Below are 19624 nucleotides of genomic sequence, written 5' to 3' on the forward strand. Positions count from 1 at the left end.
CGGCGGCGGACGCTCGGACGTCCGCCGTCGGGCACAATCACGGCTCGTGTCCTCGACCCGGCGCGGGTGGCTCGTCGCCACCGGCCTCCTCACCCCGACCGGCCTGTGGCTGGGCGTCTTCCTGATCGCACCGCTGGTGCTGGTCGTCCAGTTCAGCTTCGCCACGCGGGACACCGGCGTGGCGCGGGCCGTGCTGCCGTGGACGACCCGGGCGTACCGGACCGCGCTGGACCCGGCGTTCCTGCCGATCTTCGGGCGCACCCTGGCCTACGCCGGGATCACGACGGCGCTGTGCCTGCTGCTCGGGTTCCCGCTCGCGTGGTTCATCGCGCGGCACGGCGGGCGGTACCGGACGGCGCTGCTGGCGGCGGTGCTGGTGCCGTTCTGGTCGTCGTACCTGGCGCGGATCTACGCGTGGAAGGCGCTGCTGGACGGGGAAGGCCTGGTCAACCGGGTGCTGGAACCGCTGGGGCTGGACCGCGAAGGCGGGTTCCTGCTGACCGACGGCGCCGTGGTGCTGGGCCTGACCTACGGGTTCCTGCCGTTCATGGTGCTGCCGCTGTACGTGGCGTGCGAGCGCTTCGACCACCGGTTGGTGGAGGCGTCCCACGACCTCGGGCACGGGCGGGTCTCGACGTTCTTCCGGGTCGTGCTGCCCGGGGTGTTCCCGGGGGTGCTGGCGGGGTCGCTGCTGGTGCTCGTGCCGGCGGCGGGCGACTTCGTGACGCCGCGGCTGCTGGGCGGGGTGGACCAGTCGACGTTCGGCAGCGTGATCGACGACCAGTTCCGCGGCGGCAACAACTGGCCGCTGGGGTCGGCGATGGCGGTCCTGCTGCTGGTCCTGGTGGTCGTGGTGCTGGTGCTGCGCGGGCGGCGCGGGGAGGACGTGCTGTGAACCGGCGGCCGTGGGCGCTGGGCGCGGTGGCGGCGCTGGTCTTCGCGTTCCTGTACCTGCCGATCCTGTGGTTGGCGCTGGTGTCGTTCAACGAGTCGCGCTCGCTGAGCCGGATCACGGGGTTGTCCGGTCGTTGGTACGCGGAGCTGTTCGACGACGCGCGCGTGCTGGAGTCGCTGGGGCTGACCCTGCGGCTCGCCGGGGCCAGCGCGGTCGTGTCCACGGTCATCGGGACGTTGGCGGCGTTCGGGTTGCGGCGGGCGTTCCCGGGGCGCGGGTTGTGGACGGTGCTGTTGAGCCTGCCGCTGGTCGTGCCCGAGGTGGTGTTGGGCGTGGCGCTGCTGGGGTTCTGCGTGAAGCTCGCCGGCATCCCGCTCGGGTTCGGGGCGTTGCTGGCGGCGCACGTGGCGTTCTCGCTCAGCTTCGTCGTCGTGGTGGTGCGGGCCCGGGTCGCGGGGATGGACTCGCGGCTCGAAGAAGCCGCCGCGGACCTCGGGGCCGGGCCGTGGCTGGCGTTCCGGACGGTCACGTTGCCGCTGGTGGCGCCGGCCGTCGCGGCGGGTGCGGCGTTCGCGTTCCTGCTGTCGTTCGACGACGTGGTGACCTCCAGCTACCTGACCGGGGTCGGCTCGACCACGCTGCCGGTGTTCGTCTACGCGCAGGCGAGCAAGCGCGGGGTGTCGCCGGAGATCGTGGCGCTGTCCACGCTGCTGGTGGCCACGAGCGCGGCGCTGCTCGTCGCCGGTGTGCTGGTCGCCGCGAAACGCGCGCGGGCGTCAACTTTCGTCGGCTCGATCAGCGACGAATGAACGCCGTGGCGCGCCGGGGGAGTGTCTACCGTTGTCCGTTGTGACCTCTGTCGTCCAGCGCCTGCGGCCCGAGGCGGCGGCCCTGAAGGCCGCCCCGCGGGAGTTCCTCCGCACGCACGCCGAGCGGCTGCGCACGGTCACCGCGTGGCGGGTCGGCCGCGAACTGCTGGCGATCGCCGTGCTCGTGGTCCTGGACGTGTACCCGGGGTTCATCGCGGGCGAGAAGCCGTTCCAGGGCTGGTCGGTGGTGCTGGTCGGCCTCGGGTACGTGGGGCTGTACGTCCTGCGCCTGGGGTTCCCGGCGCTCGCGCTGCTGGCCGCCACCTGGGTGGCGTTCACCCTGGAGCACGGCGGGGTCGCGACGATCATCATGCTGTCCTACGCGGCCGGCTACCGGATCGGGTCGTGGCAGCGGTCGCTGGTGACCGCCGCGCTGGGCCTGGCCGTCTACATGGTCGCCTGGGACCTCTCCGCGCCCACGCTGAACGGGCCGCTCGGGTCGTGGATCGTCCTCACCGTCTACGGCATGGTCGTGGTCCTGCCGTTCCTCGTCGGCCGCTACACCGCGCAGCGCAACGCCCTGGTGGCGGCGTTGCAGGAGCGTGAGGAGCGGGTCGTGCGGGAACGGCGCATGGTGTCGCGCCAGGTCCGGCTGCGCGAGCGCAACCGCATCGCCCAGGACATGCACGACAGCCTCGGCCACCGGCTGAGCCTGATCTCGGTGCACGCGGGCGCGTTGTCGCTGGACTCGGAGCTGGGCGAGAAGCAGCGCGAGGCCGTGCAGGTGCTGCGCAGCGCGGCGTTGACGGCGATGGAGGAGCTGCGCGGCGTCATCGGCGTGCTGCGCCGCGACGAGCCCGACGAGGAGCAGGTCCGGCGCACCGTGGACGCCATCGACGAGCTGGTTGAGGGCGCGCGGCGGGCCGGGGTGCGGGTGAGCCTGGTGCGCGGCGGCCAGCCGTGCCCGCTGCCCGCGAAGGTCAGCCACGCGGCGTACCGGATCGCGCAGGAGGGCCTGACCAACGCCAGCAAGCACGCGCCGGGCGCGAGCGTGCAGGTGACCGTGAAGTACGAGCCGGACGCGCTGGTCGTGGAGGTCCGCAACAACCCGCCGCGGGTCAAGCCGCGCGACGGGGTCGGGTTCGGGCTGGTCGGGCTGGGTGAGCGGGTGCGCCTGGCGGGCGGCATGCTGCACGTCGGCGAACTGCCCTCCGGCGGGTTCCGGATCGCGGCCGTCCTCCCGTACGAGGACACGGCGGCGGCCGACGACGAGCCGTCCGACGACGGCATCCCGGTGGAGCAGAGCAAGCCCGCGACCGGCATCCGCAAGTGGGCCGGCGTCGGGTCGATCGTGCTGGCCGGGATGGTCGTGCTGGTCGTGGTCGCCGGGTACGTGTGGCTGGGCAGCCGGCCGCTGACCAAGGTCGTGCCGGCGCAGCTGTACGAGCGGGCGTCGGTCGGGGACGACGAGTCGGCGTTGCGGGCGGGGTTCCCCGGCGGGTCGTCGCCGGTCCTGGGCGACATCACGCAGGGCGCCGACCCCGAGCCGGCGGGCGCGGACTGCGAGTACTTCGTGACCGACGACCAGAGCTACACGTCGGGCGGGGTGAAGGTCGTGCGCTTCTGCTTCGCGGACGGCAAGCTCGTCGAGAAGAAGATCCACCTGCACCATGGGGCGTGAACGTTGATCCGGGTCCTGATCGCCGACGACGAGCCGTTGATGCGCGCGGGCATCAAGGCCATCCTCGGCACCGCCGACGACATCGAGCTGGTCGCCGAGGCCGGTGACGGGCGGGAAGCGGTGCGGATCGCCCAGGAACGGCGGGTGGACGTGGCGGTGCTGGACATCCGCATGCCCCGCCTGGACGGCTTGGCGGCGGCGCGCGAGCTGCGGTCCGTGGCACCGTCGGTGCGGGTGGTGATGCTGACCACGTTCGGTGAGGACGACAACATCGTGCGTGCGCTGTCCGACGGCGCGGCGGGGTTCCTGCTGAAGGACTCCGCGCCGGAGGAGCTGCTGCGGGCGGTGCGGGCGGTGCACGCGGGGGAGGCGTACCTGTCACCCATGGTGACCAGCCGGGTGGTGGGGATGGTCGCCCAGGTGGGTCAGCCGCGGCGGCAGGAGGCGATCCGGCAGGTCGAGGGGTTGACCGAGCGCGAGGTGGAGGTGCTGGCGCTGCTGGGGCTGGGGATGTCGAACGCCGACGTCGGGCAGCGGCTGCACATGAGCGAGGCGACGGTGAAGACGTACGTCAGCCGGTTGCTGGCGAAGTTGGGGCTTACCAACCGGGTGCAGGCGGCGTTGTTGGCGCGGGACGCCGGGCTGGCGGGCTGAGCCGGCGGCGGTTCCGCCGGTCCAGCCGGATGCGCGCGTGAAGCAGCCCCCTGCCGACCGGGGGGATGGTCGACAGGGGGCCGTGGGTCGCGGCGCGCGAGGGGGTGCGCGCTCCGCGAAGTGCGGTGCGGGTTATGCGCGTGCGCGGTTGCCCGTCACCAGGCGGTAGATGCCCAGCACGACCAGCGAGCCGAGGATGGCGAGCAGCCACGTGCTCAGGTCGAAGAACGTGTTGATGTCGGTGCCGAACAGGGCCTGGCCGATGAACCCGCCGATGATGGCCCCGACGATGCCGAGCAGCATCGTGATGATGATGCCACCCGGGTCGCGACCAGGCATGATCGCCTTGGCGATGGCGCCTGCGATCAACCCGAGTACGATCCAACCCAAGATGCCCACGGGGGCTCTCCCTTCCTGCCGGCCGCGACGGGCGGAATCCGTCGTGGCGCTTGATCAGGGGTTGCCCACGTTCGAGTGAGCCCACTCCTCCGTTACCATCTCGTGACCTGAGTACCGCTGTGCGGTCTATCAGCTCCCCTCCGGAACAATGGGCGGTGATGAGCACTCCACGCACGGTCCTGGTCCTCGGGTCCACCGGTTCGGTCGGCACCCAGGCCCTCGACGTCATCGCCGCCAACCGCGACCGCTTCTCCGTCGTCGGGCTCGCCGCCGGCGGCTCCGACCCGGCCGCGCTGGCCGCCCAGGCCGTCGAGCACGGCGTCGAGGCCGTGGCGGTCGCCAAGGCCACCGCCGTCGAGGACGTCACCCTCGCCCTCTACGCCGAGGCGCAGAAGCGGGGGTACGCGAAGGGCGGGTTCACGCTGCCGCGCGTCCTCGCCGGGCCGACCGCCATGGTCGACCTCATCGACTCGACCCCCGCGGACGTCGTCCTCAACGGCATCACCGGGTCCATCGGCTTGGAGCCGACTCTCCGGGCGCTCGACTCCGGCTCGACGCTGGCGCTGGCCAACAAGGAGTCGTTGATCGCCGGCGGGCCCCTGGTGCTCAAGGCCGCCAAGCCCGGTCAGATCGTGCCCGTGGACTCCGAGCACTCCGCCCTCGCCCAGTGCCTGCGCGGCGGCACGGACGCCGAGGTCGCCAAGCTCGTGCTGACCGCGTCCGGCGGCCCGTTCCGCGGTCGCAAGCGGTCCGAGCTGGAAGGCATCACCGCAGCTCAAGCCCTGGCCCACCCCACCTGGTCGATGGGGCCGGTGATCACCGTCAACTCCGCCACCCTGGTCAACAAGGGGCTGGAGCTGATCGAGGCGCAGCTGCTGTTCGGCGTCCCCTACGACCGCATCGACGTGGTCGTGCACCCCCAGTCGATCATCCACTCGATGGTCACCTTCACCGACGGCTCGACCCTCGCGCAGGCGTCCCCGCCGGACATGCGGCTGCCCATCGCGCTCGCCCTGGGCTGGCCCGAGCGCGTCCCCGGCGCCGCCGCCGCGTGTACCTTCGAATCACCGACCGCCTGGACGTTCGAGCCGCTGGACGACGAGGTCTTCCCGGCGGTCCGGCTGGCCAGGCAGGCGGGCTCCGGCGGGGGCTGCCTGCCGGCGGTCTACAACGCCGCCAACGAGGAAGCGGTCGCGACCTTCCTGGCCGGCGGCACGTCGTTCACGTCCATCGTGGACACGGTGGAACGGGTGCTGACGGAGGCGGACGGCTGGGCGCACGAGCCCGCCGACGTCGCCGAGGTGCTCGCCGCCGAGGATTGGGCCCGCACGCGGGCGCGGGAACTCGTGGCCACTTCGGTGGGGTCTGGAAGGGACTGAGAGTGGTCTTCTTTTTGGGCATCTTGCTGTTCGCCCTGCTGATCGGCATCTCGATCGCCCTGCACGAGCTGGGCCACCTGGCCACCGCGAAGATGTTCGGGATGAAGGTGACCCGGTACTTCATCGGGTTCGGGCCGAAGATCTGGTCGTTCCGCCGCGGCGAGACCGAGTACGGCCTGAAGGTCATCCCGGCCGGCGGGTTCTGCGAGATCACCGGCATGACCGCGCTGGAGGAGGTCCGGCCCGAGGACCGGCACCGCGCCTTCTACCGGCAGAAGACGTGGAAGCGGGTCGTGGTGCTCAGCGCGGGCTCCATCACCCACTTCATCCTGGGCTTCTTCATCCTCTACCTGATGGCCGCGATCATCGGCATCCCCAACCTGCGCAACACGCCGCTGGTGGCCGAGGTCGCGCCGTGCGTCACCAGCGTCACGGTCACCGAGTGCAAGCCCGGCGACACCTCGCCCGCGGGCAAGGCCGGGTTCCAGGCGGGCGACGAGATCGTCGCCGTGGCCGGCACCCCCACGCCGACCTGGACCGACGTGCTGAAGGTCACCCGCGACCGGTTCGGCGCCACCGACTTCACGGTCAAGCGCGGCGAGCGGGAACTGGTGCTCAGCGTGGACGTGACCCGGGTCGACCGGGAGTACGTGCGCAAGGACGGCTCGACCTACAAGAAGGAAGTCGGCGCGATCGGCATCCTCCACCAGACCGAGTTCAACTACAACGCGCTCACGGCCTTCGGCGGGGCCGCCAAGTACACCGGCGACATGTTCGTCAACACCTGGCACGGCCTGCTGAAGTTCCCGGAGAAGATCCCGGCGGTGGTCAAGGCCATCGGCGGCGGCGAGCGCGACCTGGACACGCCGGTCAGCGTGGTCGGCGCGTCCCGGCTGGGCGGCGAGGCGGTCGAGCAGGGCCTGTGGCCGTTCTTCTGGCTGATGCTGGCCGGCCTGAACTTCTTCGTCGGCGTGTTCAACCTGCTGCCGCTGCTGCCGCTTGACGGTGGTCACATCGCCGTCAACCTGTACGAACGGGTGCGAAACTGGATCCGGAAGCTGCGCGGTCTGCCCGCGGGCGCGCCGGTCAACTACCTGCGGCTGCTGCCGCTGACCTACTTCGTGATCTTCGTGGGCGGTGCGGTGACGTTGCTGACCGTGACCGCGGACATCGTCAACCCCATCCGGCTCCAGTGATCGTTGTGAGAGGTGTTTGTCCATGAGTGACGGCGTGCTGCTCGGGATGCCGGCGTTGCCGCCCCCGGTGCTGTCCGAGCGCCGCAAGACCCGCCAGCTGATGGTCGGGTCCGTCGGTGTGGGCAGTGAGTTCCCGGTGTCGGTGCAGTCGATGACCACGACGGTCACGGCGGATGTGAACGCGACGTTGCAGCAGATCGCGGAGCTGACCGCGGCCGGCTGCGACATCGTGCGGGTGGCGTGCCCGTCGCAGGACGACGCGGACGCGTTGTCGGCGATCGCGCGCAAGTCGCAGATCCCGGTGATCGCGGACATCCACTTCCAGCCCAAGTACGTGTTCGCGGCGATCGAGGCCGGGTGCGCGGCGGTGCGGGTGAACCCGGGCAACATCAAGAAGTTCGACGACAAGGTCCGCGAGATCGCCCAGGCCGCGAAGGACCACAACACGCCGATCCGGATCGGGGTCAACGCCGGGTCGCTGGACCCGCGGTTGATGGCCAAGTACGGCAAGGCCACCCCGGAGGCGCTCGCGGAGTCGGCGCTGTGGGAGGCCTCGCTGTTCGCCGAGCACGACTTCCACGACCTGAAGATCAGCGTCAAGCACAACGACCCGGTGATCATGATCCGGGCCTACGAGATCCTCGCCGAGCAGTGCGACTACCCGCTGCACCTGGGGGTCACGGAGGCGGGTCCGGCGTTCCAGGGCACGATCAAGTCCGCCGTCGCGTTCGGCGCGCTGCTGCGCCAGGGCATCGGCGACACCATCCGGGTGTCGCTGTCCGCGCCGCCGGTGGAGGAGGTCAAGGTCGGCCACCAGATCCTCCAGTCGCTCAACCTGCGCCCCCGCAAGCTGGAGATCGTCTCCTGCCCGTCCTGCGGACGCGCCCAGGTGGACGTCTACACCCTGGCCGAGCAGGTCACCGCCGGTCTGGAGGGCATGGAGGTCCCGCTGCGCGTCGCGGTCATGGGCTGCGTGGTCAACGGGCCGGGCGAGGCCCGCGAGGCCGACCTCGGTGTCGCCTCCGGCAACGGCAAGGGCCAGATCTTCGTCAAGGGCAAGGTCATCAAGACCGTCCCCGAGCACCAGATCGTGGAGACCCTGATCGAGGAGGCCATGCGGATCGCCGAGGAGCTGGGCGAGACCGCGGGTGACGGCGAACCGGTCGTCACGGTCGGCTGAGCGGGTGGCGAACGCGCGTGGAATGCGGTCCATCTGGCAGGCTTGAAGCGTGCTGAGGCTTGCCGGCGCGCGCGTCCTGGACGAGCGGGACCTCAACGAGGTCCTCGCGGTGTTGTCGGGCGACCCGGTGGCCGCCTGCATGGTGGCCGCCCGGGTCGAGGTCGCCGGGCTGGACCCGTGGCGGCTGGGCGGTGAGGTGTGGGCCTACGACCACCGGTCGCTGCGCGGCGCCCGGCTGGACGCCCTGTGCTTCGCCGGGCCCAACCTCATCCCGCTGTGCGGCAACGCCACCGCCATCCGCAGCTTCGCCGACCGCGCGCGGCGCCGGGGCCGCATGTGCTCGTCCCTGGTCGGGCCCGCCGAGCAGGTGCTGGCGCTGTGGGAGGAACTGGCCCCGGACTGGGGCCCGGCCCGCGAGGTGCGCGGTGACCAGCCGCTGATGGCGCTCGGGCGGACCCCGTCGGTGGCGCCGGACCCGCTGGTGCGGCCGGTGCGCCCGGAGGAGCTGGACCGGTACCTGCCGGCGGCGGTGGCCATGTTCATCGAGGAGGTCGGCGTCGACCCGTGCGCCGAGGACGGCGGCGCGTCCTACCGGGCGCGGGTGGCGGAGCTGATCTCCAGCGGTCGAGCGTTCGCCCGCTTCGAGGGCGGTGACGTGGTGTTCAAGGCCGAGATCGGGGCGATGTCGAACAAGGTCGGCCAGATCCAGGGCGTGTGGGTGCGGCCGGACCGGCGCGGGCAGGGCATCGGCACCGCCGGGACCGCCGCGGTCGCCGAACGCCTGGTCCGCGGCCTGGGCCGGACCGCCTCGCTGTACGTGAACAGCTACAACGACGTAGCCCGCGCGGCCTACCGGCGCATCGGTTTCACGCAGGTAGGCCAGTACGCGACAGTCCTGTTCTAGCCACTCCCGCCGCAGGCGCTCTTCACACGCCGCAGACGCGACGCCGTGCTGCAAGCCCACGGGAAGGGCCTCGGTCTCCCTCCGTACGGCCTGGGCGCAGCCCAACCACGGATCGCCGGGGTCGGCCTGAAAAAGTTTCGCGAGGAACGAGCGAAAGTTTTTTGGACGACCCCGGCGATCCGTGGTTGCCTCCGGCAGGCCGTGCGGAGGGAGACCGACGCCCTTCCCCTCCGGGGGCCTGCCGCGCGGCGAGCGCCGCTTTTCATCTTGAGAGCGCGCAGCGCGTCCGCTCAGACCCCAAGCTCAGCTAGGCCGGACAAACGGAAACAAGACCGTCTGCCGGATCGACGCCCCCGTCAACATCATCAACACCCGATCCACCCCCATCCCCAACCCGCCGGTCGGCGGCATGCCGTGCTCCAACGCATCCAGGAAGTCCTCGTCCAACTCCATGGCCTCCACGTCACCGCTGGCGGCCTTCAACGACTGGACCTCCAGCCGCCGCCGCTGCTCCAACGGGTCGGTCAGCTCCGAATACGCCGTCCCGATCTCCGCCCCGAACGCGACCAGGTCCCACCGTTCGGCCAGCCGCGGATCGGCGCGGTGCTGACGGGTCAGCGGAGAGACCGAAGTCGGGAAGTCCGTGTAGAACGTGGGCTGCACGGTCCGCGGTTCGACCAACTTGTCGTAGGCCTCCAGCACGACCTGCCCGTGGTCGAGGTCGTCCTCGACATGAACACCCCGTGCGCCGACAAGTCCGCGCAACGACTCGATCGGCGTGTCCGGACCGACCTCCGCACCCAAGGCGCTCGACACAGCCTCGTGCACGGAGACCACCGGCCACTCCCCCGAGATGTCCACCTCGACCCCGTCCCGCACGGCCACCTGCTTCCCGTGCGCCGCAACGGCCGCGTACTGCACCAGCTCGCGCATCAGGTGCAGCATGGTGGTGTAGTCGGCGTAAGCCTGGTACGCCTCCAGCATCGTGAACTCGGGGTTGTGGGTGGCGTCCGCGCCCTCGTTGCGGAAGTTGCGGTTCAGCTCGAACACCCGGTCCACGCCGGCCACGCACAGCCGCTTCAGGTACAGCTCGGGCGCGATGCGCAGGTACATCCGCATGTCGTAGGCGTTGATGTGGGTGACGAACGGCCTCGCGTTCGCGCCGCCGTGCACGGTCTGGAGCATCGGGGTCTCCACCTCCAGGTAGCCCCGCCCGTGCAGGAAGTCCCGGATGCCCCGGACCACGTCACTGCGAACCCGCAGCATCCGGGCCGAGTCCGGGTTCACCACCAGGTCCAGGTACCGGCGGCGGACCCGGGCCTCCGGGTCGGCCAGGCCCTTCCGCTTGTCCGGCAACGGGTGCAGGCACTTCGCCGTCACGGTCCACGAGTCGGCCAGCACGGACAGCTCACCCCGCCGCGACCGCGTCACCTCACCCCGCACACCCACGTGGTCGCCCAGGTCCACACCGGACTTGAACGCCGCCAAGCCCTCCCGCCCGAGGTGTTCGGCGTCGAGCATCAACTGGAGTTCGCCGCTGGAGTCCCGGACCCGGGCGAAGACCAGGCCGCCCAACTCGCGCAACGCCACCACGCGGCCGGTGACCGACAGGACCTCCCCGAACCGGTCGGGCACCTCGGCCAGCAGGCAGTCGCGCGGGAAGTCCACCGGGTACGGGTCGATGCCGCCGGCGCGCAACCGGTCCAGCTTCTCGATGCGCACGCGCACCTGCTCGGGTCGCCGCACGGGCTTCGGCTCGACCTTCGCCGCGTCGATCTCGGCGACCGCGGCGGCGAACCGGGCGCCCGTCGTCTCGTGGCGCAGCGCCCGCCCGGAACCGCGCTTGAACAGCGACCGCAGGTTGGGCACGAACCCCTCGGCGACGCCGGCGGCGATGCTCACCCGCGGCAGGTGCCGGGTCCGCGCGTAGCACAGGAACCGCGGCACCCAGTGCGGGTGGTACTTGGCGTTCGACCGGTACAGCGACTCCAGCTGGAAGAACCGCGACGCCAGGCTCAGCACCCGCCGCCACGCCCGCAGCACCGGTCCCGCGCCGATCTTCTCGCCCTCCTCGAACACCGCGCGGAACATGGCGAAGTTCAACGAGATCCGCTGCACCCCGAGACGTCCGGCGGCATCGGCCAACGCGGCGACCATGTACTCGTTGAGGCCGTTCTCGGCCGTGCGGTCGCGCCGCATCAAGTCCAGCGACACGCCCCGCCGGCCCCACGGCACGAACGACAGCAGGCCGCGCAGGGCACCCTCGGCGTCGTAAGCCTCGACCATCACGCACCGGCCGTCGGTGGGGTCGCCGAGCCGGCCCAACGCCATCGAGAACCCGCGCTCGGTCTCCGCGCCGCGCCACCGCTGCGCCGAGTCCAGCAGCGCCGCCATCTCCTCCGCCGGGATCTCGGAGTGCCGCCGCACCCGCGCGGTGTACCCGGCGCGCTCGACACGGCTCACCGCCTGCCGCACGGCCCGCCGCTCCGGCCCCGCCAGGCTGAACTCGCGGACGTCCAGCACCGCCTCGTCGCCGATCTCCAACGCCTTCAGCCCCGCCGCCGCGTACACGTGCGCGCCGCGCTCGCTCGCGCCCAGGACACCGGGCATCCACCCGTACCGGCGGGCCTCGGCCAGCCACGCGCCCACGGCCAGCGGCCACGCGTCCTCGTCGCCGATCGGGTCGCCGCTGGCCAGCGTGGTGCCGGCGAGCACCCGGTAGGTCAGGGCCGCGCGGCCGTTGTCGGCGAACACCACGGACTTGTCGCGGCGGGTCGCGAAGTAGCCCAGCGAGTCCGGCTCGCCGTGCGCGGCCAGCAGCCGCCGCACGCCCAACTCCTCGGTGTCGTCGAGCAGCCGGCTCGACCGCTCACCGCGGAAGAACACGTAGAGCGCGGCGATCGCGACCAGCGTGCCCGCGAGGCCCAGCACCACGCTGAGCCACTGCGGCCCCTCCCCGACCCCGGCGCGGCCCAGCGGCAGCACCTCGCCGGTGACCTGGTTGGCCGCCCACAGGAACTTCTCCCACCAGTCGATCAGCGTGCCCGGGAACACCTCGGTCACGCCCCAGCCGACCAGGCACGCGAGCACCATCCCGGTGGCGAACACCGCCAGGCCCTGCCGCCACGCGCCGCGCACCAGCCGGGCCGGGAACGCCGGGCGCAGCGACCACAGCAGCACCAGCAACGCGGCCGACACCACCGCGCCGCCGCCGATGAAGGTCGCCACCTCCACCCAGTCCACCGGCTCGGCCAGGCCCTGGAACTGGCCCGGGTCGACCAGGTAGACCAGCAGCACGACCAGCGTCACGCCGAACCCGAGCGCCTCGAACAGCAGCAGCGTCCACAGGGCGGCCTGCTTGCGCCGCCGCGCCGCCGCGCCCAGCACGAGCAGCACCAGCGCGATGAACAGGTTGGCGTCCACCGGCAGGCCCAGCCAGTACGCCACGATGAAGATGCCGGAGGCGAGGCCGGACTCCTCGTCGACCACCAGCAGGAGGAGGGACGCCAGGCCCGCGAGCTGCACGACCGTCGCCACCACACCCGCCGCGCGCCACTTCCACCCGGTGACCGCCACGACCACACCTCCGAGGAGAGCCTTGCGGACCATGATCGCCTCCCTGGCCGGTCGGGTGCATGTCGTGACCACCGGTCGGGTCGCCGACGACGGGTCGCCGGCCGTCGTGCTGGCCTCCGGGCTCGGGCACGCGTGGTTCGACTGGGACCGCGTGGTCCGGCTGCTCGCCCCGCACGCCCGCGTGCTGGTCTACGACCGGCCCGGCACCGGGGACAGCGGTCCCGCGCTCGCGCCCGCCACGCTCGCCCGGGAGGTCGCCGTGCTGGACGCGGTGCTCGCCGGCGTGCCCGGCGCGGTGCTGGTGGGGCACTCCATGGCGGCGCTGCACGTCGAGGCGTGGGCGCGGCTGCGGGCCGGGCGGGTGCGCGGGCTGGTGCTGGTGGACCCCGACCCCGAGGCGCCCGGCGCGGGCCGGCCGTTCGACCTGTCCGCGCTGGTCGCGCGGTGGTCGCTGCGGCTGCGCCTGGACCGGCTCGTCGCGCGGCACGGGGTGCGGCTGCGGCGGTGGGCGGTCACCGGGTCCACGCTCGGCCGCCGCGACCCAGCTCCACCCGATCAGGTGAGGGCGGTGTACGGGCGGCCGGAGGTGACGCGGGCGGTCCTGGAGGAGTTGGCGTCCTACCCCGGGCAGGTGGCCGCGCTGGAGCGGCTGCGCGCGTTCCGGCCGCTGCCGCGCGTGCCGTTCACCGTCCTCACCGCCGGGCGGCGGGTGTTCCCCGAGCACCTGGCGCTGGCCGGGCAGGTGCCGTGGGGCACGAACGTGCTGGTCCCCGGCAGCCGGCACATGGTCCCCGTCGACCGACCGGACGCGGTGGCGCTGGCCGTCCTCAAGGCGGTGCGCGGCGCCGCAGTGTGAGGTCACTCGCACACCGCGCACAAGCCCGGTCCTCGGTGTCACGCTGTCCCGGTAACCGTGCAACGAGGCCCGGAGACCCGCGACGAGGCGGGCTTCGAGGGAGGACGGTCGACGATGACCTCTGCCGAGGTAACCGCGCCCTACGGGACCGGAGCGTCCAACGCCCCGGCGAGCACCAAGAAGGTGCGCATCCACCACCTGCGTGAGCTGAAGGAACGCGGCGAGCCGTGGCCCATGCTCACCGCCTACGACATGTACACCGCCGAGCTCTTCGACGAGGCCGGCATCCCCGTGCTGCTTGTCGGCGACTCCGCGTCGAACAACGTCTACGGGTACGACACGTCCCTGCCGGTGACGGTGGACGAGATGATCCCGCTGGTGCGGGGCGTCACCCGGTCGGTGAAGCGGGCGCTGGTCGTGGCGGACCTGCCGTTCGGCTCCTACCAGGTGTCGGTCGAGCAGGCCGTGGCCACGGCGGTGCGGTTCATGAAGGAAGGCCGGGCGCACGCGGTCAAGCTGGAGGGCGGCCGGCACTTCGCGCCGCACATCAAGGCCATCGTGCAGGCCGGCATCCCCGTGATGGCGCACATCGGGTTCACCCCGCAGAGCGAGCACCAGCTGGGCGGGTACCGGGTCCAGGGCCGCAACGACAAGTTCGACGAGGTCGTGGCCGACGCGGTCGCCGTCCAGGAGGCCGGGGCGTTCGCGGTCGTGCTGGAGATGGTGACCGCCGAGGTGGCCAAGCAGATCACGCACGACCTGGCCATCCCGACCGTCGGCATCGGCGCGGGGCCCGACACCGACGCGCAGGTGCTGGTCTGGCAGGACATGCTGGGTCTGCGGCGCGGCAAGGCGCCGCGGTTCGTCAAGCGCTACGCCAACCTGGCCGACGTCATGCTGGGCGCGGCGCGCGAGTTCGCCTCCGAGGTGCGCGGCCACCAGTTCCCCGGCCCGGAGCACACCTTCCACTGAGCGTGACGCGACGGTGACCGTCGGTCGGCGTCGAGCGGGTGATCGGGTAAGAGTAGGGGTCATGTACCCCGAGATCGAGCCCTACGACCAGGGCCTGCTCGACGTCGGCGACGGCAACCGCGTGTACTGGGAGGTCTGCGGCAACCCCTACGGCAAACCCGTGGTGTTCCTGCACGGCGGGCCGGGCGGGGGCAGCGCGCCCGCGCACCGGCGGCTGTTCGACCCCGCCGCGTACCGGATCGTGCTGGTCGACCAGCGCGGCTGCGGGCGGTCGGTGCCGCACGCGAGCACCCCCGGCGCGGACATGTCGACGAACACGACGTGGCACCTGGTCGCGGACCTCGAAGCCGTGCGCGGACACCTCGGGATCGACCGCTGGCAGGTGTTCGGCGGGTCGTGGGGCAGCACGCTGGCGCTGGCGTACGCGCAGACCCACCCCGACCGGGTGACCGAGCTGGTGCTGCGCGGGATCTTCACCCTGCGGCAGCGCGAACTGGACTGGTACTACGGCGGCGGGGCGGGGTCCCTGTTCCCCGAGGTGTGGTCGCGGGTGGTCGAGCTGGTGCCCGACGGCGACGTGATCGGCGGGTACGCGAAGCTGCTGCACGACCCCGACCCGGCGGTGGCCGAGGCGGCGGCGGTCGCGTGGAGCGTGTGGGAGGCCTCGACGGTCACCCTGCTGGAACGGCCCGAGCTGGTGGCGGCGTTCGCGCAGCCCCGGTACGCGCTGGCGTTCGCCCGCATCGAGAACCACTACTTCCTCCACCGGGGCTGGCTGGAGGAGGGGCAGCTGCTGCGCGACGCCGGGAAGCTCGCCGGCATCCCCGGGGTGATCGTGCAGGGCCGGTACGACGTGGCCACCCCGGCGGTGACGGCGTGGGAGCTGCACCGGGCGTGGCCGGGGTCGGAGCTGGTGGTGGTGCCCGACGCGGGGCACGCCCACGACGAGCCGGGCATCCTGCGGGCGCTGGTCGCGGCTACCGACCGGTTCCGCTGAGCGCCCGTTCCAGGGCGGGGCGGGCCTCCACCAGGGCCGGGCCGTACCAGGTCAGGAAGCGGCCGGAGACGTGCACCGGGCGCTGGTGGGGGAAGAACTGCGGGCCGTCGTCCGGGGTGAACAGGTACGGCTCGTCCGGGAGCACGACCAGGTCCGCCGGTTGCGCCTGCAACTCCTCCAACGTGGGGCGGGGGTAGCGCTCGGCGTGCTCGGCGTAGGCGTTGAGCACGCCCAGGCGGCGCAGGACGTCACCGGCGAACGTGTCGCGGCCGACGACGACCCACGGCTTGCGCCAGACCGGGATGATGGCCCGCGCGCGGGGCGGTTCGACGTGCCGCCACAGGTTCTCGGCCTTGACCAGCCAGTCCGGTTCGGCGTCCCAGGCGGTGCCGAAGAGGCGGCGCAGCGAGCCGAGCGCGGCGGGCACGGACGCGGGCGCGGCCATCACCCAGACCGGGACACCGTTGGCGCGCAGGCGTTCCACGTCCTCGGGGCGGTTCTCCTCGCTGTTGGCCAGCACGAGGTCGGGCCGGAGCGCGAGGACCTGGTCGACCTTCGGGTACTTGGAGCCGCCGACCCGGTCGACCTCCAAGCCCTCCGGGTGGGTGCAGTAGTCGGTGGCGCCGACCAGGACGGCCGGGTCCACCGCCTCGGTCAGCGACGGGACGAGGCTGACCACGCGGCGCGGCGGGCCCGGCAGGGGCACTGGTTCGCCGAGGTCGTCCACGGGCAGCATCAGGCCTCCAGCGCGGTGGTCACGGCCGGACCCGGGCGAAGACGACCTTGCGGTCCTGCGGGTCGGCCTCGGTGAGCCGGACCCGGACCCGTTCGCCTTCCGGCAGGTCGTCGCCGGTGCAGCGGCCCATGACCGGCGGGTGCGCGACGAACACGTCCGCGCCGTTGTTGTCCGTCCGCAGCACCACGGCGTCGAACTCCTGGCCCACGCGGTCGGCCAGCACCCACGCCTCGACCTGGTCCAGGCAGGCGCGGTCCACCTTGCTCGCGAGGGTGTCGCTCGCGCCCATCAGGCCGGGCAGCAGCGGGAGGGCTTGGCGCAGCCAGTCCGGGACGTCCTCGCCTGCGGTGACCGCGAGGCAGACCTCGGTGGCGAACCGGTCCACCAGGCGGCGCAGCGGCGCGGTGACGTGCGTGTACGGGGCGGCGACGCCGGCGTGCGTGGTGACCGGCGGGATCTCCCCGTCGAACGCGGTGTACCCCGCGCCGCGCAGCAGCCTGGTGGCGTCCACGAACAGGGCCAGCGATTCGGGGCGGCCCGGGTCGAGGCTCGCGAGCAGCTTCGCCGGGGTCGTGCCGGGCGGCCACGGCACCTTCAGCGCGTGCGCGGACCGCTTGAGCGCGTCCACCGCGCCGTCGTCGGCGTCGGGGAGGGTCCGCAGGACGCCGATCCGGGCCTCGATCATGATCTTGGCCGCGGACATGCCGGTCAGCAGGGAGATCTCGGCGTTCCAGGAGTCCACGTCGACGCGGGGCCGGACGGCCAGCTTCCAGTCGCCGTCGCCGTTGGGGACGATCTCCTGCTCGGGGAGCTGGAGCTCGACCGCGCCCCGCTCGGCGGCCCGTTCCCGGCGCAGGCGGCCGAAGTCGGCCAGGGCCTCGATCGACGGGTGCGGGGTGCCGGCGTCGAAGGAGTGCTGGACGGTCTCGTAGTCGAACTGGGCGGTGGACCGGACCACCGCCCGGCGGACCCGGACGTCCACGGGTTCGCCCGTGCGGTCGCAGTCGAACGTCCACAGCACGGCCGGTCGCGTCTGGCCGGGCAGCAGGCTCGCCGCGCCCTCGGACAGGACCGTCGGGTGCAGCGGGACGTTGCCGTCGGGCAGGTAGAGCGTCTGGCCCCGCCTGCGGACCTCGGCGTCGAGCGCGCCGCCGGGGACCACGACCAGGCCGAGGTCGGCGATCGCGTAGTGGACGCGGAAGCCGTCGCCGACCCGTTCGAGGCAGAGGGCCTGGTCGAGGTCCTTCGCGCCGGGCGGGTCGATCGTGACGAAGGGCAGGGCCGTGGCGTCCTCGCGGGCCCCGGGCTCGCGGGACAGCGCCTGCTCGGCCTCCGCGAGCGCGGCGGCGGGGAACTCGGCGGGCAGCCCGAACTCGGCCCGGATCCCGCTGAAGTCCAGGTCCGCCCTGCCGGTACGGATCACCATCGAGGCCACAGGTGCACCTTAGCCCGCGCGCGAGGCGTCAGTCGGCCGCGCCGCGGGAGGCGGTCAACTGTTCTTCCACTTGCGGTCTTTCTCGTCCTCGGCCTCGGTGCGCTGCCGGGCGAGTTCGAGGGCGCGCGTCGCGGTGGCCTCGTCGGGGTAGGGCCCCATGCGATCACCGCCGCGGCAGCCGACGCCCTTCTCGGCCTTCTGGTGGGTCAGGCAGTAGTACCAGGCATTCGGATCACCCATGCGTCAAGGCTGACATGCGTGAGCGCGCATGTCATGTCCGGCGGAGGGGTGTCACCGCAGCACCACCCACCGCCAGTCGCGCGGACAGCAGCGCGCCGACCTGCCCCACCCACCACGCTCCCCGCCGACCCACCTCGCGCAGAACGGGCCGGCGGCGCGTCAGCGCTGGTGCGGGGCCTGCACCGGCAGCGGCCCGGAGTTCGGGTACGGCTGCCGGGGCGGCTGCGGGAACTGCGGCGCCGGGAAGCCGCGCGGCGGCGTGTTCTGGGTCGCGTTCGCGTAGTTCGCCGGGATCGGGTCCAGCACCGACACCAGCACCGTCTGGTTCTCCGGGTCCTCGATCCGCTTGCCCGAGCGGTCCCGGTAGACCAGGTCGCCGTCCGCGTCGATCTCCATGATCGCGCCCACCTCGGCCAACTGGTCCTCGTCCAGGTCGGTCAGGCGCTCCCGGCGCGACGGGACCACCCGGTACACCGGCCACCCCAGGTGCGCCACCGACCGGTGGAACTCGGCCAGCAAGTGGGTCATCTGCTGCTGCCACGACAGCGGCATCGCCTCCACCAGGCCGCGCGGCAGGACCGCGTACCCCGCGTCCACCCCGGGCGGTTGCGAGTTCAGGTAGTCGCGCAGCGGCGTGCTGGACGCGGGCGGACCGGCGTGGCGCTGGATGGGGTCGGGGGTGAACATCGGTGGTGCCTCCCTCACACGATCACACGCCCGGCCGGACGGCCAGTGGCATCAGCTCGTAGTAGTCCCAGTTGAGCTTGCTGATCTTCACCACGTCCCCCGTCTGCGGGGCGTGGATGTACTCGTCGTTGCCCAGGTACATGGCGACGTGGTGCACGGTGACCGGGTTGGCGGGGTTGGTCGCCCAGAAGATCAGGTCGCCCGCCTTCGCCTCGCGCACCGGCAGGTGCGCGCCGCCGGAGATGTACTGGTCGTTGGCCACGCGCGGGATCTTCACGCCCGCCTGCGCGAACGCCTTGACCAGGATGCCCGAGCAGTCCCACTGGTCCGGACCGTTGCCGCCCCACAGGTACGGCTCGCCCAACTGCTGCTTGGTGAACTCGATCGCGGTGCCGGCCGCCGACGACGCGAGCAGGTAGTTGCCCACGCCCTCCCCGCACCCGGCCGGGTCGGGGACGCCGCCGAGTTCGCTGATCAGGAAGGCCGCCATGGCCTCCCAGTTGTGGTAGCGGTCGGGGAAGGCCGAGCGCTCCACGGCCTGCGCCGAGTCGCCGGGCCGGCGGTTCTCCCAGTCCGGGACCTTCTCCAGCACGTCGTAGAACTTGTTGATCGCGTAGATCGGGTCGGTCACCTCCGCGGGCGACCCCCAGCCCATCGACGGGCGCATCTGGAAGATGCCCAGGGAGTCCCGGTCGCCGTAGTTCAGGCTGCGCAGCCCCGACTCGGTCATGCCCGCCTGGATCGCGATCTGCCACGCCAGCGGCGGCAGCTTGCGTTCCTGCCCGATGGAGATGATCTTGGCGACGGTGTCCCGCTGCTCGTCGTTCAGGCGGCTCGCGTCGTTGCGGCCCTTGTCCGCGCCGCCGCCCTCCCACGGGCCGATGGACGCGTTGCAGCCGACGGTCCGGTACTGGGCCGCCGCGCCCTCGGCGGGTTGGGTGCCGTTGACGACGGTGGAGACGCCGTTGGTCACGGCCACGGCGACCACGGCGACGACCGCCACCACCGCCAGCGCGATCTTCAGCATC

The 19624-nt window shown here is 72.3% G+C and carries 18 protein-coding genes; 11 read left to right on the forward strand and 7 right to left on the reverse strand.

The genetic code is table 11. From position 1 onward, the window contains the following. Positions 1–46: 46 nt before the first annotated feature. Genes ABD126_RS04605 through ABD126_RS04620 form a run of 4 tightly spaced genes read left to right on the forward strand, consistent with a single transcriptional unit; the run spans position 47 to position 4039 of the window. Complete coding sequence (locus ABD126_RS04605) at positions 47–895, forward strand: ABC transporter permease (protein WP_343932359.1); 849 nt, start codon at positions 47–49, stop codon at positions 893–895. Next, positions 892–1704 carry an ABC transporter permease gene (locus ABD126_RS04610; RefSeq protein WP_343932360.1) on the forward strand — a complete coding sequence of 271 codons (813 nt, stop codon included), beginning with the start codon at positions 892–894 and terminating at the stop codon, positions 1702–1704. Before ABD126_RS04605 ends, ABD126_RS04610 begins: the two co-directional genes overlap by 4 nt. 40 nt (positions 1705–1744) lie before the next feature. After that, positions 1745–3385, forward strand: a complete 1641-nt coding sequence (locus ABD126_RS04615; RefSeq protein WP_343932361.1) for a sensor histidine kinase — start codon at positions 1745–1747, stop codon at positions 3383–3385. Between the two features lie 3 nt (positions 3386–3388). Beyond that, positions 3389–4039, forward strand: coding sequence for a response regulator (locus tag ABD126_RS04620; RefSeq protein WP_343932362.1), 651 nt, complete (start codon positions 3389–3391; stop codon positions 4037–4039). A gap of 132 nt (positions 4040–4171) precedes the next feature. Here the strand turns inward: ABD126_RS04620 and ABD126_RS04625 are convergent, their stop codons facing one another. Then, positions 4172–4438, reverse strand: coding sequence for a GlsB/YeaQ/YmgE family stress response membrane protein (locus ABD126_RS04625; protein WP_121226543.1), 267 nt, complete (start codon positions 4436–4438; stop codon positions 4172–4174). A 158-nt stretch (positions 4439–4596) separates the two neighbouring features. Here ABD126_RS04625 and dxr point away from each other — a divergent pair, with 158 nt between their 5' ends. The 4 genes from dxr to ABD126_RS04645 are packed head-to-tail and all read left to right on the forward strand — an operon-like array spanning position 4597 to position 9097. After that, entirely contained in the window at positions 4597–5817 is a 1221-nt protein-coding gene (gene dxr, locus ABD126_RS04630) for a 1-deoxy-D-xylulose-5-phosphate reductoisomerase (protein ID WP_343932363.1), read from the forward strand. 2 nt (positions 5818–5819) lie between these two features. After that, complete coding sequence (locus ABD126_RS04635; protein WP_343932364.1) at positions 5820–7013, forward strand: M50 family metallopeptidase; 1194 nt, start codon at positions 5820–5822, stop codon at positions 7011–7013. Positions 7014–7059: 46 nt separating this feature from the next. Further along, entirely contained in the window at positions 7060–8193 is a 1134-nt protein-coding gene (gene ispG / locus ABD126_RS04640; protein ID WP_343932951.1) for a flavodoxin-dependent (E)-4-hydroxy-3-methylbut-2-enyl-diphosphate synthase, read from the forward strand. A 49-nt stretch (positions 8194–8242) separates the two neighbouring features. Then, a complete protein-coding gene (locus tag ABD126_RS04645) occupies positions 8243–9097 on the forward strand; it encodes a GNAT family N-acetyltransferase (protein ID WP_343932365.1) in 855 nt (284 codons plus the stop codon). A 303-nt stretch (positions 9098–9400) separates the two neighbouring features. Here the strand turns inward: ABD126_RS04645 and lysX are convergent, their stop codons facing one another. Then, a complete protein-coding gene (gene lysX, locus ABD126_RS04650) occupies positions 9401–12706 on the reverse strand; it encodes a bifunctional lysylphosphatidylglycerol synthetase/lysine--tRNA ligase LysX (RefSeq protein WP_343932366.1) in 3306 nt (1101 codons plus the stop codon). On the opposite strand from lysX, the gene ABD126_RS04655 reads away from it, so the two are divergent. The 3 genes from ABD126_RS04655 (at position 12705) to pip (ending at position 15498) form a co-directional block, all read left to right on the forward strand. Further along, complete coding sequence (locus ABD126_RS04655) at positions 12705–13529, forward strand: alpha/beta fold hydrolase (RefSeq protein ID WP_343932367.1); 825 nt, start codon at positions 12705–12707, stop codon at positions 13527–13529. The genes lysX and ABD126_RS04655 overlap by 2 nt on opposite strands. Before the next feature lie 114 nt (positions 13530–13643). Beyond that, positions 13644–14501 (forward strand): 3-methyl-2-oxobutanoate hydroxymethyltransferase, encoded by an 858-nt coding sequence (gene panB / locus ABD126_RS04660; RefSeq protein WP_343932368.1) that lies wholly within the window; start codon positions 13644–13646, stop codon positions 14499–14501. Positions 14502–14562: 61 nt separating this feature from the next. Further along, complete coding sequence (gene pip, locus ABD126_RS04665; RefSeq protein WP_343932369.1) at positions 14563–15498, forward strand: prolyl aminopeptidase; 936 nt, start codon at positions 14563–14565, stop codon at positions 15496–15498. Here the strand turns inward: pip and ABD126_RS04670 are convergent. From ABD126_RS04670 to ABD126_RS04690, 5 genes are all read right to left on the reverse strand, one after another. Next, positions 15479–16234 (reverse strand): helical backbone metal receptor, encoded by a 756-nt coding sequence (locus tag ABD126_RS04670; RefSeq protein ID WP_343932370.1) that lies wholly within the window; start codon positions 16232–16234, stop codon positions 15479–15481. The two genes, pip and ABD126_RS04670, sit on opposite strands and share 20 nt — an antisense overlap. 19 nt (positions 16235–16253) lie before the next feature. Then, positions 16254–17660 (reverse strand): RNB domain-containing ribonuclease, encoded by a 1407-nt coding sequence (locus tag ABD126_RS04675; RefSeq protein ID WP_343932371.1) that lies wholly within the window; start codon positions 17658–17660, stop codon positions 16254–16256. Positions 17661–17723: 63 nt separating this feature from the next. Continuing rightward, complete coding sequence (locus tag ABD126_RS04680) at positions 17724–17909, reverse strand: hypothetical protein (protein WP_343932372.1); 186 nt, start codon at positions 17907–17909, stop codon at positions 17724–17726. A 159-nt stretch (positions 17910–18068) separates the two neighbouring features. Further along, on the reverse strand, positions 18069–18596 hold the full coding sequence (locus tag ABD126_RS04685; RefSeq protein ID WP_343932373.1) for a hypothetical protein: 528 nt from the start codon (positions 18594–18596) through the stop codon (positions 18069–18071). Between the two features lie 22 nt (positions 18597–18618). Beyond that, entirely contained in the window at positions 18619–19623 is a 1005-nt protein-coding gene (locus tag ABD126_RS04690) for a C40 family peptidase (protein ID WP_343932374.1), read from the reverse strand. Position 19624: the final 1 nt, after the last annotated feature.

The organism is Saccharothrix mutabilis subsp. mutabilis (genome assembly GCF_039521145.1).
Classification (GTDB): domain Bacteria; phylum Actinomycetota; class Actinomycetes; order Mycobacteriales; family Pseudonocardiaceae; genus Actinosynnema; species Actinosynnema mutabilis.

Coding starts and splice junctions, on each gene's coding strand:
- panB (WP_343932368.1), top strand. CDS start 13,644: ATGACCTCTGCCGAGGTAACCGCGCCCTACGGGACCGGAGCGTCCAAC.
- ispG (WP_343932951.1), top strand. CDS start 7,060: ATGCCGGCGTTGCCGCCCCCGGTGCTGTCCGAGCGCCGCAAGACCCGC.
- ABD126_RS04690 (WP_343932374.1), bottom strand. CDS start 19,623: ATGCTGAAGATCGCGCTGGCGGTGGTGGCGGTCGTCGCCGTGGTCGCC.
- ABD126_RS04675 (WP_343932371.1), bottom strand. CDS start 17,660: ATGGTGATCCGTACCGGCAGGGCGGACCTGGACTTCAGCGGGATCCGG.
- dxr (WP_343932363.1), top strand. CDS start 4,597: ATGAGCACTCCACGCACGGTCCTGGTCCTCGGGTCCACCGGTTCGGTC.
- ABD126_RS04680 (WP_343932372.1), bottom strand. CDS start 17,909: ATGGGTGATCCGAATGCCTGGTACTACTGCCTGACCCACCAGAAGGCC.
- ABD126_RS04685 (WP_343932373.1), bottom strand. CDS start 18,596: ATGTTCACCCCCGACCCCATCCAGCGCCACGCCGGTCCGCCCGCGTCC.
- lysX (WP_343932366.1), bottom strand. CDS start 12,706: ATGGTCCGCAAGGCTCTCCTCGGAGGTGTGGTCGTGGCGGTCACCGGG.
- ABD126_RS04670 (WP_343932370.1), bottom strand. CDS start 16,234: ATGCTGCCCGTGGACGACCTCGGCGAACCAGTGCCCCTGCCGGGCCCG.
- ABD126_RS04655 (WP_343932367.1), top strand. CDS start 12,705: ATGATCGCCTCCCTGGCCGGTCGGGTGCATGTCGTGACCACCGGTCGG.
- pip (WP_343932369.1), top strand. CDS start 14,563: ATGTACCCCGAGATCGAGCCCTACGACCAGGGCCTGCTCGACGTCGGC.